This is a genomic window from Ruegeria sp. B10 (assembly GCF_056539825.1).
The window spans coordinates 65,278-79,276 of the sequence record NZ_JBQFVP010000009.1; the positions used below are offsets into that span (position 1 = coordinate 65,278).

General features: G+C 59.1%; 8 protein-coding genes. 3 read left to right on the plus strand and 5 right to left on the minus strand.

Features of this window, described 5'->3' with window-relative positions:
* Positions 1-34 precede the first annotated feature (34 nt).
* Entirely contained in the window at positions 35-1,540 is a 1,506-nt protein-coding gene (locus ACR0J4_RS13745) for a caspase family protein (protein ID WP_170643332.1), read from the minus strand.
* Between the two features lie 121 nt (positions 1,541-1,661).
* Here ACR0J4_RS13745 and ACR0J4_RS13750 point away from each other — a divergent pair, with 121 nt between their 5' ends.
* Positions 1,662-2,717, plus strand: a complete 1,056-nt coding sequence (locus tag ACR0J4_RS13750) for an OmpA family protein (protein WP_170549489.1) — start codon at positions 1,662-1,664, stop codon at positions 2,715-2,717.
* 2 nt (positions 2,718-2,719) lie between these two features.
* On the opposite strand, the gene ACR0J4_RS13755 is transcribed toward ACR0J4_RS13750, so the two are convergent.
* The 4 genes from ACR0J4_RS13755 to ACR0J4_RS13770 form a co-directional block, all read right to left on the minus strand.
* Complete coding sequence (locus tag ACR0J4_RS13755; RefSeq protein ID WP_170643331.1) at positions 2,720-4,651, minus strand: caspase family protein; 1,932 nt, start codon at positions 4,649-4,651, stop codon at positions 2,720-2,722.
* A gap of 21 nt (positions 4,652-4,672) precedes the next feature.
* On the minus strand, positions 4,673-8,245 hold the full coding sequence (locus ACR0J4_RS13760; RefSeq protein WP_170643330.1) for a two-partner secretion domain-containing protein: 3,573 nt from the start codon (positions 8,243-8,245) through the stop codon (positions 4,673-4,675).
* Between the two features lie 13 nt (positions 8,246-8,258).
* Entirely contained in the window at positions 8,259-9,974 is a 1,716-nt protein-coding gene (locus tag ACR0J4_RS13765) for a ShlB/FhaC/HecB family hemolysin secretion/activation protein (protein WP_170549480.1), read from the minus strand.
* A gap of 192 nt (positions 9,975-10,166) precedes the next feature.
* Positions 10,167-11,006 (minus strand): M15 family metallopeptidase, encoded by an 840-nt coding sequence (locus tag ACR0J4_RS13770; protein ID WP_170549477.1) that lies wholly within the window; start codon positions 11,004-11,006, stop codon positions 10,167-10,169.
* A gap of 168 nt (positions 11,007-11,174) precedes the next feature.
* On the opposite strand from ACR0J4_RS13770, the gene ACR0J4_RS13775 reads away from it, so the two are divergent.
* Both ACR0J4_RS13775 and ACR0J4_RS13780 read left to right on the plus strand, forming a co-directional pair.
* Positions 11,175-11,747, plus strand: coding sequence for an OmpA family protein (locus ACR0J4_RS13775; RefSeq protein WP_170639701.1), 573 nt, complete (start codon positions 11,175-11,177; stop codon positions 11,745-11,747).
* Between the two features lie 33 nt (positions 11,748-11,780).
* Positions 11,781-13,973, plus strand: a complete 2,193-nt coding sequence (locus tag ACR0J4_RS13780) for a serine/threonine protein kinase (RefSeq protein ID WP_170643329.1) — start codon at positions 11,781-11,783, stop codon at positions 13,971-13,973.
* Positions 13,974-13,999 lie beyond the last annotated feature (26 nt).

A 13,999-nucleotide genomic window follows, 5' to 3' on the forward strand; every position in this document is an offset into this window, starting at 1 on the left:
AAGCCCGGTCGCTGATCTAAACCTTAAGGCAGACTTATCCCTGACAGCCGCCCATCGCCCACCGGCGTAGGTTGACCTTTAAACCACCGCCGAACGGGTGCTGCTTGGCCACGTTGCCTGCCGCTGGACGTTTGACATAGGTCTGAGCCTGATCGCACAGAGCCTCATGCGTCCACTGGTGGCAACTCGAACAATTCTGATCTTTCCACAACTCATCCGGCAGCCCATCAATCGGCGGGAACTGAGGCGAGCCTGCAACTAGCTCCTCGATCGACTTGCCCCGGACATGGGTGTTGCCGAACGTCAGGATGGATTTCATGGTGACCGCTGCCCCGGCGTCGATGCTGCCTGAATTCTGCGCCTCTGGCGCCTCGACATTGGCTTCGGCTTTGCGAGTCACGGTCTCGCTTTCCAACTGCAGGGCCGCCAGACGCTCGACCGCCTGATCGGCAAATGCGCCACTGGGAAAGCTGTGCAGGTAAACCTCATAGGAATGGATCGAATCGTCGACCTGCGCCAATTCATACATCAAACGGTCCGTCTCGGTCGCTTCCGGAGCCTCTTGCGATGGCGTTGGCGTGGGCAGAGTTCCAAAGGACTCGGCCAAAATCGTTTGCAACAGATCATTGGCCTGCGATGCATGAACACTGTCTGGATAGGCCCGCTGAAACAGCATGATCTTCACCGGGTCACGGCTGTTCACGGCTTCCTGCCACTGTTCTTCTTCGGTTTGTTCCGGTTTCGCGATTAGTGTTTCATTCGCGCGCGCAAAGGCGAAATCCTGCGTCAGGGACGAGGTATCCCAAGGCGTTTGCAACCCACGCGTTTCGCTGAGAACATCAACACGGACCTTCTTGAACAATTGCTCGATCGCCATGCCGGGCGTGTCGATATGCTGCGCAAGGCTCAGCGTGAACGGGCTGTTGCCGGTTTCGCCGTCCAGCGCAACGCCGCCGGGATCGGTGGCATAGGCGAGAAAAGTGCCGGTCGGAGCTTTCATCTCGGCCAGACCGTTGTCATCCATATCTGCCAGATCCTCGAACGGGTTGTTCCGGCAGGCATCCAGAATGACGATATTCGTTTTGTTGTTGGCCGAGGCCATCTGATGCAGAACCGAACGGGCCTCAACCGCCATCAGATCCAGATCGGCCGGATCGGACAGCGAAACATCCACGGGCAACAGGTAGTTCGATCCGAAAGACTGAACCCCGTGACCCGCATAATAAAACAGGCCCACGGCGGTTTCGCCGCCCTTGCGCAGATCTCGCCCGAACTGGGCAATCGCGCGTTTCATCTCGATCTGGGTGCTGTCGGACAGATGCCGCACCTCGAACCCGAGCGCGGTCAGCTTCTCCGCCATCAGCCGCGCATCGTTGATTGGATTGTCTAGGGCCGAGACCGAACCATAGTCGGAGTTTCCAACCACCAGCGCGATTCGCGGCTCGGCCCAAGCCGAACCGGTCCAGAGCATAGCGATCATCGCAATAAGGGTTCTAAGTACGCGTTGCACCTTTGGTTCTTTGCCTTTTTCTGGTCTCATGGTCCGTGACCCCTTGGGCACCACTCAGCCCCGAAATATTCTGATATTGTTTTTTGGCTTTCTTATGGCCGTGGCCTGAAATATCCCAATTAAAGTATCAAGACTAGGAAGAGGTTCACACATGCCGCGTTTAAACTTGGTGCGAAATGCTTTTGCTATGACGGCACTGGTATTTGCAAACACGGCGTGGGGTCAAAGCGCCGATCCTTTTGAGCATGGCTGGAAATTGGACTCCGAAGCCTCGGAGCTGCAGTTTCTGTCGGTCAAGAAGAACGCGATTGCCGAAAACAGCGGTTTTGCAACCCTGACGGGCGTTATCAGCCCTGAAGGTGGCGCCGATATTCGGGTTCAGATGGACAGCGTTGATACCAAGATTGACCTGCGCAATGTGCGCATGCGGTTCCTGTTTTTCGAGACCTTCAACTTCCCCGAGGCTGTGATCACAGCCCAATTGCCGCCCGAGCAGCTGGTTGATCTGCACCAGGCCCGGCACAAGATCATCGACCTGCCCTATAGCCTGTCGCTGCATGGGGTGACAAAAGACAGCGTGGCGCAGGTGGCCATCACTCTGGTCGACAATGACCGGGTGGCCGTGGCGAATACGACGCCAATTGCGATTGCCCTGCCCGACTTCAACCTTGAGGAAGGACGCGGCAAGCTCGAAGAGGCCGCCGGTGTAGATATCCTGCCCTTCGGCTTTGTCAGTTTTGGCTTCGTTTTCGACCGCGCCCAACCCGGCACGCCGCCTCAGCTTGAGGTCGCCTCGGCGACACCGGGGGCTGCTGCGCTGGAAACCAAAGGTGATCTGGATCGTGAGGCCTGTGAGGGGCGGATGGAGATCCTGTCGCGGACCGGCAATATCTACTTCAACTCGGGCAGTGCGCGGCTGACCAATGACTCGATCCCGCTGCTGAGCAATCTGCATGACATTGTCGACCGTTGCCCGGACCTGAAGATCGAGATCGGCGGACACACGGATAGCGATGGCTCGGATGAGGCTAACCGCGTTCTCAGTGAACGTCGTGCGCAGGCGGTCAACACCTATCTGGTCGATCAGGGGATCGCGCCCGAACGTCTATTGACGGTTGGTTATGGTGAAAGCCGCCCGGTTGTGTCGAATGACACCGCAGACGGCAAACGCCGCAACCGGCGGATTGAGTTTGTGCCGGTAAACTAGACTCAGTTCTCGGCCAGAATGATCGGGTCGAACCCACCACTGCGCCATTGCCGCAGGGCCGAAATGAAATTCGGCCCCGGCACACCGTCGATGGTGCTGTTGTAATAGCCTGCCTTTTGCAACAGCCGTTGAACCTCCATCAGGGTATCGCGCGACCATTGGTCTGAGGCGAGGGACAGCTGATCGAGGATCGCTCCGTTATCCTCAGCAGCGCCGCGCAGAAGCATGCGCGCGGCCTCCAACGGATCACGAGGCACGCCGCGCCCTTCGTCCAGAAGGATCGCGGCCGCGAGATAGCCCTGATATTCGCCATCACGCGCAGCTTTCTGGAAGTAGCCCAATGCCTGTTCGGGCTCACCTGCGGCACCATCTTGCGCCAGCACCCCAAGATTGAACGTCGCCTTGGCCGACCCACCGTCAGCGGCTTGCTGCAAAAGCGCGACGGCGCGCGCATCGTCTTTGGGAACGATCTGGCCTTCAAACAGGGTGACGGCGAGGTTGATCATGGCATCCGCGCTGCCCCCTGCCGCCGCGCGCTCGTACAAGTCCAGCGCTGCACCCATATCCTGAGGGACGCCGGTGCCGCTTTCATGCAGTTGCGCCAAAGACACCATCGCCCGCAAATCCCCTTCGGCAGCAGCCTGTTTGTAGAGGGTCACTGCACGCTCCACATCCCCCGCAGCAATCGTCGCGCGCGCCAGTAGCGCCACATAGTGCGACAGATCCGGTGACTGGGCTGCCGCCGCGCTGCACGCCTGAATGGCCGTCAGCGCATTTTCCTGCAACCGGCTGAAAGGAACGCCCGTGATGCTGGCCGTGCGGTCGCGGGGATGGGTCGCGAGGCGTTCGCAAATGCCGCCCGGTGTGCTGTCCTCGGGTCGTGGGATCGAGGCGATCAGCCGCTGCGCTTGCGCGGCGTGGCTGCCATCGGGGTATTGTTCAAGATAGAATTCCAGCAGAGGCCGCATCCGGCTGCGTTGAGCCAGTTTCCAAAGACGTTCGGCCTGTTCGTCCTGGTCTTCGACGCTCAGCGCGCGGGTCTGGGTGCCGCCCTGCCCGGCCTCATCCAGAAACGCAAAAACCTCAGTGGCATGCGCGCCCTGTGGGTAGCGGTCGATATAGAGCTGCATCAGTGAGGCATCCTGCGCATTGGCCGCAACCTGCCACAGTAAGGTCTCCTCAGAAGCTGTCACCGGGCTGTTGTCAAACCGGAACTGCCGCGTCAGCGAAGAGTTGTCCCACGGGATCTGCCGCCCCCCGGTCGACGCCAGAACATCCTTGCGGACCGAGATCAGCAGGTCCGAGATATCCTGACCGGGCGTGTAAATATGGCTCAGCAGCGCTTCGGTGAAAAAACTGTTCCGCCCGGTGCCATCGAAGGCCACGTTGTCCGGCTGCGTGGCGTAGGCGAACAGAAAATCCGCCGCGCTGCCGACGCGGGCCAACCCTTCGTCAACGCTCAGCACCCCGTCTTCGAAAGGGTTGTCGCGGCAGGCGTCCAGAAACACCAGACGAATACCGTCGGAACGTTCCATCCGAGAAACGAACTCCTCCATCGCCACGGTCTGCTCCGGAATATCCGCGGCACTGGTCAGGTTGGCATCGACCGGAACCAGATAGTTACGCCCGTCTACCTGAAAGCCGTGCCCGGCGTAAAACAGCAAAGAGACATCGGAATCCGCAGCCGTCGCGCCATAGGATTCGGCCAAAGACAGCATCTCATCCCGAGTCAGATCTGTACCCAGGAACACGTCGAACCCCAGCCCCTCAAGCGCGATGGCCAGATCCGAGGCATCGTTGATCGGATTGTCGAGCACCCCGACGGTCTGGTAATCCGAGTTCCCGATGATTAGCGCCACACGTTTGTCTGCCAGCGCCGCAACAGCGCTGAACAGGGTCAAAAGCATGGCCGCGCAAAGACGGATCAGGAACATGGGCGCAGAGCCTCCATGGGGTTAAAGACCGATGGCGCGCGACAGGCCAATCTCGGCCTGACCAACCGCTGCCACGATTGTATCTACCTGCTGGTTCTGGATACTGACAAGCTCGGGGTCGGTTGCTCGTATCAATGTGATCGCCTTGCGGATTTCGCGCTGCGCCTGACGGATTTGACGGCGGGCTTCCTGCACTGCCTCGCGGCGGATCGTCTCCCGCTCCTCAGCGGTGGTGGCAAGTGCCAGACGACGGTTCGCATCCTCGCCCGCTGCGCGAATACCAGCACTAGCACCTCGGATGATATCGCCAACGGATTCCAGACCCGGCGGCAAACCCTGAACGATCGCATCGAGGTCCGAGGCGTATTCGTCCATCGCATCGGCAATACAGGCCAGATAGGCGCTGACATTGTTGCCCTGTTCCGCACAGGAAGAGATTACCTCGTCAAAGTCCTGCGACGCATTCTCGACCGTGCCTAGCGCCGCTTCTGCTTCGGTTGTCGTTGTGGTCGTAGTGCCACCGCCGCCACCTCCGCCGCCGGTGATGGTTGTATCCACGGTCGGGGTGATTTCAATGGTTGGGGTCGGCGGGGTCGGAATGACAGTGTTCCCGATGATTGCCGTGCCAGGCAGCGCGGAAACGGTATAGAACACCTCCGAGATACTCAGGAGGGAACTTGTATCCACGGTATAAGTCGTGGTCCCATTTTCGGTGCTGGCAAACGTCAAAGTCTCAAAGATCGGCGACGTATCCAGCGAGTCACCCGACGGCCCGAACCGAAAGACAGACGGGCCACCAGAAATTGTACCCGTTCCTGTCGTCGTTTCAGCCTCTCCTTCGGGGATGAGAAGCGTGTCAGGCACCACGAACAGGACCGGCGAGGTCGTGTAGTGCAACGGGTTTGTCCCGCCTTCTGACCCGCTCGCTCCAGGCGCCCACGTGTTGGTAAAGTCCCAACCTTGAGCCGACGCAAGGTTAAAGAACCCAACGGTATCCTGAAGCTGCGCTGTGGTGAGTGCTGTTCCCCCGGCGCTGGTGGCCAGACCAGAGGTATCGGTATTCCAGAAGGAACCTGACACAGATCCAGAGTTTGAACCGACTAACCCACCAAGTGTGGGTGTATTGGGGCCGGAAAAACTGGCACCGCCCGTTGAATAGCTTCGGGCAACTGTGCCGCCATTGTTGAAGCCTACGAGGCCTCCGAGCGTCGCCGAGTCTCCGGGCGCCGAACTCTGGTTGGTACCTGAGACACTTCCGGTTGCATAGGAATCCTGAACAAGGCCGTTGTTGTCACCCACCAGACCACCAACGGAAAAATCACCAGCCGTAGAACCACTGACGGTTCCTGTAGCGTGAGACCGAGTTATTGTTCCGTTGTTTTCGCCGACCAAACCGCCCGCGACAACCAAGTTGGCCTCGGTCGTGGCCACGGTCACACTGGCTGTCGAAAAACTGTCTGTGATTGTGCCATCGTTGAAACCAACAAGACCACCGGCCTGTTCGTCACTACTGCTAAAGCTACCGGATACCGAAACGCCGGAAATCGTGCCGCCATTTGTTCCCGCCAAGATACCACCGCCCCCAGAGGAAACGCTGGCCCCGTTGATGCGCAGGTTTTGAACATTGCCATCAAGATTGTTGAACAGGCCACCGAACGAACTGGTCGAAATGGTGAGGCCGTTTATCGAAAAGCCGTTGCCTTCAAGTGTGCCACCCGCAAAGTCGATTGGATCGAACGAACTGAGTGGCGCGGCACTGATAGAATTTGCCAGGGCGTAGTTGTTGCCGTCCGAGATGCCTTGAAGGCCAAACACATCCGTCAGCAGAAATGGCGACCCGGCAGCACCCGTGCCACCTAGCGCACGGGTGAATGTTGCGCCAGACGCAATGTCAAGCGTTCCCGCTGAGAAACTTGGGAGCGTGGAACTTACCTGTGACCAGGCGCCATTCGTAAGTGTAAAGGTGTCGACGTTGATTGTACCTCCTGCGCCGGTACCAATCGTTGTGGCGGCGTTCAGTTCCAGCTCGCCGCTTGTCGCGGTGATCGCAGCGTTGATCGTGATCGAATCATTGGCAAGCAGTGTCAACCGAGAGCCGTTGCCCCACGTGATCGGATCGTCGACGGTGATCGTGCCAACTTGTGAATCATCGCCACCAAGGTCGATAGGGTCTCCATCCGGCTGCAGAGTGCCACTTCCCGCAGTCGTCAGAGTGACGTTACCGAAGCCAAGGTTCGTTTCAATTGTACCCGGCGTGACCGAACCCGGACCCGTTGCCGTGTCAGACACCGTAATGTTCGTGGGGTCCAGCAGCAGCGTGCCATACGCACCAAACGGTGCCCGCGTATCGGTCAGGCCATCGTAATTCAGGGCCAGTTTGCCCGACACTTCGACGAAACCGCCATCTCCGGCCAGATCGCCCCCACGGGCCGAGTTGAAGCCCGAGAACGATGTGTAGTCATCCGACCAGACGACTATCAGACCGCCATCGCCCTGATCTCCGCCATTGGCGCTGATTACCGTTGCGCTGTCGACCAGCGTGGTGCTTGCCCGCTGCAGATCACCGCCCCCTTGCAGGTCACCACCAACGCGGATCTCTCCGCCATTTCCAGTGCCCGCACCGTCTGCGCTCAGAGCCGCACCTGCCAATTCGATGGCTTCACCGGTAATCGTGATCGACCCACCGTTCTGATCTCGAGCCACCGGGCGCGGAGAGGCCTCGACCAATGTCACCCGCGCCGAGGTATCAATGCGGCCCGAAACCTGCACGGCCCCGCCGCTGCCGCCCAGAACAACTGCTCCGGACACACCACCGACCGAGCGCGCCTCGATCACTCCAGACATATTCACGACCCGACGCGCCGCATCACGAGCGCTGGCAGCCTTGAGGTGAACGACTCCGCCATCCGCCTCGATCCGGCCCGAATTGGTGACCAGAGCCTCCATCGCGGCGTCATCGCTGTTCGAGGGAACTGCAACCTGTAGAAACCCATCACCGGACACGTCGAGCGTGACTTGCTCACCTGCGCCAAGTCCCACTTTGCCCATTGGCACACGGATCACACCCGAGTTTGACACTTTGCCGCCGATCAGGGCCGCATAACCGCCGGGGACAACCTGAATCGTACCGGCGTTCTCGACCCCGGCCGAGGCCCCGTTGCCGTTATAGTGATAGCGGCCGTTCAGAAAGTCATCGTCCGAGATGTTCAGGGTCGAGGCCACAAATCCCCCAGTATTCACATGGCCATTCGGACCGATGAAAATGCCGTTCGGGTTGACCAGATGCACCTGCCCGTTGGCGTTCAGCTGACCGTGGATCTGACTGGTCGTATTGCCTGTGACCCGGTTCAGGATCACGCTTTGCGCTCCCGGCTGATTGATATTCACGGTCGAGCCGGAGCCAATCGAAAACCCGTTCCAATTCACGATGGCCGCATTCGACCCCTGCGTGATGTTCAACTGATTTCCGCTGGGTTGGCTGATCGCGACATCACCCGCAGCCACCGTCCCTCCGGTCGGGAGGGATTGCGCCAGCGCGGTCGTGCCCCATAGCACGGCCGAGGCCGACAGAAGAATGCGGCGTGAGACTGTCATGGCTGCGCTACCTTCAGAAGCGGCGGCTGGCAGTGATACTGAACCGGTTTCCATCTTCCCCGAGGTCATCACGTTCCCCCCTCCCATATTCCACTCGTACTGACCCGGACCGATAGGTCGAGTCCTCAATCGTAAACACATCAAAGCCCAGACCGTAGGCATATGCCCGGGTTGTGCCTTGTTCCAGAACAGTGGGTTGTTCTAAACCTAACACGCCGTAAGCCCCAAAAACATAGGGCTTGAAAAGGATCGGAAAGCCGGCCACTTGCGTCTGTTGTGACCGGCCAAGCTCGGCCCGGGCGACCCAGCCGTCATCTCCGCGCAGGTCGCCCGCGTCGAAGGTCGATAGCTCACTGGAGCTGGCAATACTGAACTGTTCCGAGGTCACCAGCGGATCGCCAAAGCTGGATTGAATCCGGCCATTCACGTTCACGGACCAATTGGCATTCAACGGGCGCTGGTACTGCGCCGACAGAACAAGCTTGGTGAATTGCGCGCTGGCGCCTTGCCGTGACAAGGGCGTATCCCCCGCCCCGACCGAGGTGCTGGCTCCGAACGCATCCAACCCGCGCGACAGAACAGCCCCGGCAGACAGAAACGCGCCATTGTCATAGGTCCAGCTTGCATCCAGCGTTGCCCGCAAGACACTGAGATCGTCATCATAAACCGGTAGCGACCCTGAGCTGGCAATCAAATCCTGCGAGTCGCTGATCCGGTCCAGGATCAGTTGCGACGACAGATTGTGACGCCGTGTGCGCACCCAAGGATAGTAGAGACGCAGGGAAAATCGCTCGAATTTGCTGGTATTTGGCACCAGCTCCGCATCCGGTTGCGCCTCACTCAGCGTGTATTCGGCGTTGAACGTCATCCCATCGTAACCGATCGGAAAAACCGTCCCCGCCGCCGCAATTCGGTACTGCGCATCGCTTGAGAAGAACCGTTTGGGCGAACCGCCGAAGCGGAAATAGAAGGTCTCTCCCATCTCCAGCGCGCCGTTGACCTCAAGGCCGAGGTTCAGGTTTCCCGGCCCAAGCTCATCCGACAGCGTATTGTCAAAGCCGTAAGAGCCGGTGATCTCTTTAAACTCACCATCCAGCGTCAAAATGGTACCGCCCCGCGCATCGCCCGCCGACAGGGTCGAGGCCAGTCGCACGCCAAACGTATCTCCGGCCAGCAGTAGCGCACGTTCGATCTGTTGCAGTTTGATGCCCCTTTTGCCGATCAGAGGTTTGGTAATCATCACCACCCGCTCACGCGCCTGCTGAGGCACTTTCTCGGCATCAATGCGTTCGATGAACCCGTCAATAACGACGATGCGCAACGTGCCCCCATCGCGCAGGGTCTGCTGCGGCAGGACCACTCGGCTAAGCACAAAACCAGCGTTGGTATAGGCGCTTTCCAATCGGTTGGTGGCGGCGAAAATCTCGGACACGGCTACGCGCTTGCCGGTCAGGCGCTCAATGAAAGCCGTATTTGCCGCCTCCATCTGAGGCAGACCATCTTCGATCCGCACCTGACCAACGGTCACAAACAGCCTGTCTGCGCCTTCGGGCACCGGCGCGCCCGGATCGCGCGCTACGGTCACAGGCCCGGTGCTGCGTTGGTTCTGAGGCTGAAAGGTGGAAGGGGCAAGGTTCGACGCGCTTTGCGCCTGCGCCACCGTGGAAAACACAGTCGACGCGATCGCGACGCAGGAAGCCAAAACCAGAAAACGACAGATCCGCGTCATGCCAGAAAAACACCCTTTACCCGTACCGGCCCGAACCAATGAGCCAGAAACGTATCGAGGAAATCCCATCGAAGGGACCATGGCAAGGTCGTTCTCAACATTCCGCAGCCCCCTTTGGAATAGATAACACTTTATTTACTTTGCACCCCAACGCGTCTGTGACGGACTTCACAAACCGCAAGAGAAGCGCAGTCAGAGCATCCCGGCCTCAAGCCACTCTTCGATCTTGTTACGGCTGACCTCGAAATGCATGGAGTCCTCACGGCCCCAGGCTGCACCCCATACCCAGCCTTCCTCGCGGAAGAAATCGGCCAGAATAGTCAGACCCAACTGGGTTTTTCCGTCGCCCAGCGTATCCAGAACACCGTCGATATTCAGGTCGACCGCAAGACCGTAAGCATGGGCCGAAGCCGAAGACGTCGCCCCGCGAATACGGCGCACACACAACGAACCGGCCGTATTGATACGCGCATAAAGGTCGGGGTCGGTGCGTTGAATGTTATCGAATACAGCCCGCAGTGAATCAACCGCAGGTTTTAGCATCCGCACCCGAACCGGCCCGACCTCTTCCAGCACCAATAGCTCCTCAAGCCGCGGGTTGGTCATCGACTGACATTCATCCGTCAGATCCTCGCGCGGCAGGCCGAATGTTTCGCGCAAGAAGGACGACCCGGCCAAGTCCAGCTCCCGGTTCACCTTGTTGCGGTTGGCGATCAGGACGACCTGCGCATAGGCGTCAATGATCTCATTGGGTGACGAGCGGTCAAACCCATAGTCATCCGCCGCCGAATTGTCTTGCGGGACGATCCCGGCACCATTCTGGGTGCGTGACACCTCAAGCGAAAGCCGTTCGACCTGTTCGCGCATATCATCCAGCTGCTGGCTGAGCATCTCAATCTCGATCCGGGCGCCTGAGTCGATGGCGGGACCTTCGAAATTCTCGTCAAGTGGGACGACCAAAGGAAAGACGTACCAGATGATCGGAGCCAGTATGATGGCCACTCCCAGAATGATCGCCGGAACGATGCGCATTTGCCTGATGTTTCCTGTATTCTGCCACCTTATAAGATGAACTTAAAAGGCTGGACGCGTGATGTCACGCTATTGACCTAAAAATGTCCAGCGCTTGTGTGACATTCTTCATTGTCGGTCGTCTGGTGGGGGGCTAATCTTCCCCTCAAACACGGAAAGGTTAGGGTTATGTCCGCATTTGCATCATGGAAGTTCATCGGGACCTCGGCATTCGCCGTCCTGTGTACCGCTCAGTTTGCTCTGGCGCAGTCAGGCGAGTTGACGGCAGACGAAATCACCGACGCGTTCAACAAGCAGAAGACGCGCGGCCTTGTCATCGTGCCGTCGAATTCCGGCGAAACGGCTGAGGCCGAAGCTGAAACCACCGTCGCCGCTGCACCGACGGAATACCAGCCGGTCGCAAGCGAGGATCAGGTCAATATCCAGATCCGTTTCGATTTCGCCTCTGCCGCGCTGCGTGAGGATGAAAAGCCCAAGCTTTCGTCGCTGTGTCAAGCGATGAAGAACGTGGATGTGAACGTCTTCCAAATCATCGGCCATACCGACAGTGCAGGCTCCGCCGAATACAACCAGAACCTGTCGCTGCTGCGCGCCAAAGAGGTCAAGCGCTTCCTCGTCGGAGATTGCGGTATCTCGGAACAGCGGCTTGAGGTACTGGGCGTGGGCGAAGCCGAACCTCTGAACAAGGACAATCCGCGCGCCGACGAAAACCGTCGCGTTGAATTCCAGGCCCTCGGCTGATTACACCACCACTCTAACTAAACCGAGGACAGCATGACGGACTCCCGCGCAGGCGACCTGTTTCAGCCGGGCGATCTGGTGAACAATACCTATCGGATCGAAGCGATACTTGGGCGGGGCGGTACTTCTGACGTTTATCGAGCCCGCTCCGAGATTTCGGGGCGGCTTGCCGCTTTGAAGGTTCTGAAAGCGGAGTTTTCCAGCAATGATGACTATCTGGTCCTGCTGACCCGCGAAGAAGAAATCCGCGACATCCGCCACGACGCGGTTGTCCGCTATTCTGAAAACAACCGAACCGCCGACGGGCATGTCTATCTGGTGATGGATTATGTGGACGGGCCGGGCCTCGACCAGAAACTCAAGGCTGGGCCTATGTCGGCGGGCGACGTGCTGACTGTGTGCAAACGGGTCTGCGAGGGGCTTGAGGCCGCACATGCCCGCAACATCGTCCACCGTGATCTAAGCCCTGACAATATCATCCTGCGCGATGGCGACCCGGCGCAGGCCGTTATCATTGATTTCGGCATCGCCAAGGACACAAACCCCGGGGCCGAAACAATTGTAGGCGGTGAGTTTGCCGGGAAATACGCCTATGCCGCGCCGGAGCAGCTTTCGGGCAAAACCGATCAGCGCACCGACATCTATTCATTGGGTGCCTTGCTGCTGGCCAATTTCCGGGGGCAAAAAGCCGATGCCGGGCGCAACCTGCTGGAAGTGGTCGAAAACAAGAAAGAGCCGCTGAACACTCAGGACGTACCGGAACCGCTGAAGTCGATCCTCGACAAGATGACGGCTCCGAACCCGGACGATCGGTATCAGAGCGCCGGAGATGTCCTCCGCGCTCTGGCGGCGGCCCGGAATGGATCGGCCGCGTCTCATGACGATCTGGACGATGCGACCGTGATCGCTCCGCGCGCGGCTCCCGCAACCGCACCATCCGCCGCCCCGGTTGCGAAACCGGACCCGAAACCCAAGGCCACCCCTGCTAAAGCTGAGCCTGCTAAATCCTCGCGCGGAGGCGTAGTTGCCGCAGTTGGCGTGCTTGCGGTCGTTGGCATTGGCGCAGGCGGATATTTCGGCGGTCTGTTTGACAGCTTCCTTGCACCGCAATACCCGACCGTATCGCCCTATACTCTGGTGGCAGATAAACGACCCGGTCAGGCTCCGCGTGCCGTAGGCTTTGTTCCGTCCGAGACCGTGCGGGACGCCATGACCGGCGAGATCACATCCGAAGGGGGCGACGTTGATCTCACATTGGCCTCGGGCGACATTTCCGACACCTGGGGAACAGCGGTGACTGGCGTCATCGACGCCGCCATGGATCTGGACGAGTGGCATTTCGTGGTCGAAGGCAATGAGGCCCGGCTGACCGGACAAACCACCAATCAGGCCCTGCATGCCGAGCTAGAGCAGCTCTACTCCGCCGGTCTGCCCGACGGGCTACAAGGCACCGCAGATATCGAGTTGGAATCGCTGTTCCTGTCCGCAGATGAGGTCCGACCCATCCTGTCCGGCCTAGCTGATTGCGGCGCGTTAAAACTGATCGACGCACCCAGCACGGGCTACGGCCCCGAAACACCGATCAAGGTTGACGGAACGCTGGCCTCAAGGGACAGTTTGGTCGGGTTGGACACCGCGCTGACAGCCCTCGCTGGTTCACGCCCTATCGATCTTGAGCAGGTCACGCTGCTGAACCCGACCCTGTGTCTGATCGAGAATTTCCTGCCCTCGGCACCTACCAGTGATATCTCCATCGCGTTCTTCAACGGAGAGCAAGGCAACGCCCCCAATCCGACCGGCGACTTCATTGTCGGGCAAAACCCGGTCATTGATGTCGACCTGCCCGATGATGTTCAGGATGGGTACCTGTCCGTCTCGGTCTTGGATGTGTCAGGCAATGTGTTCCACTTGCTGCCCAACGTCACCCGCCAAGACAACGATATCGCCTCTCTGCGCGACGGAGAGTCCGGGCCGATCTCCGTCCGTGTGGCCTATTCGATTGATGAAAGCCAAGACAATGGCGGCATCGCCTTTAAGGTCGATGACACCGCGTTGGGGAAAAGCAAGGTGATCGTTCTGCATACCGACAATCAACTGTTCAGTACCATACGCCCAACCGCGGAATCCGCTGCAGGTTATGCCGAGGCCCTGCGCGAGCAGGACCGCAATGTTGAAACGCAAATTCTATCTCTGGACAGCCGCATTCTGACAACGCTGGAGCAATAGGCTCCGGCGGCGTTCCTGCGTCAAAA

Excerpts from the sequence above, each read along its gene's own strand:
- ACR0J4_RS13745 (WP_170643332.1), bottom strand. The coding sequence starts at position 1,540 with ATGAGACCAGAAAAAGGCAAAGAACCAAAGGTGCAACGCGTACTTAGA.
- ACR0J4_RS13750 (WP_170549489.1), top strand. The coding sequence starts at position 1,662 with ATGCCGCGTTTAAACTTGGTGCGAAATGCTTTTGCTATGACGGCACTG.
- ACR0J4_RS13755 (WP_170643331.1), bottom strand. The coding sequence starts at position 4,651 with ATGTTCCTGATCCGTCTTTGCGCGGCCATGCTTTTGACCCTGTTCAGC.
- ACR0J4_RS13760 (WP_170643330.1), bottom strand. The coding sequence starts at position 8,245 with ATGACAGTCTCACGCCGCATTCTTCTGTCGGCCTCGGCCGTGCTATGG.
- ACR0J4_RS13765 (WP_170549480.1), bottom strand. The coding sequence starts at position 9,974 with ATGACGCGGATCTGTCGTTTTCTGGTTTTGGCTTCCTGCGTCGCGATC.
- ACR0J4_RS13770 (WP_170549477.1), bottom strand. The coding sequence starts at position 11,006 with ATGCGCATCGTTCCGGCGATCATTCTGGGAGTGGCCATCATACTGGCT.
- ACR0J4_RS13775 (WP_170639701.1), top strand. The coding sequence starts at position 11,175 with ATGTCCGCATTTGCATCATGGAAGTTCATCGGGACCTCGGCATTCGCC.
- ACR0J4_RS13780 (WP_170643329.1), top strand. The coding sequence starts at position 11,781 with ATGACGGACTCCCGCGCAGGCGACCTGTTTCAGCCGGGCGATCTGGTG.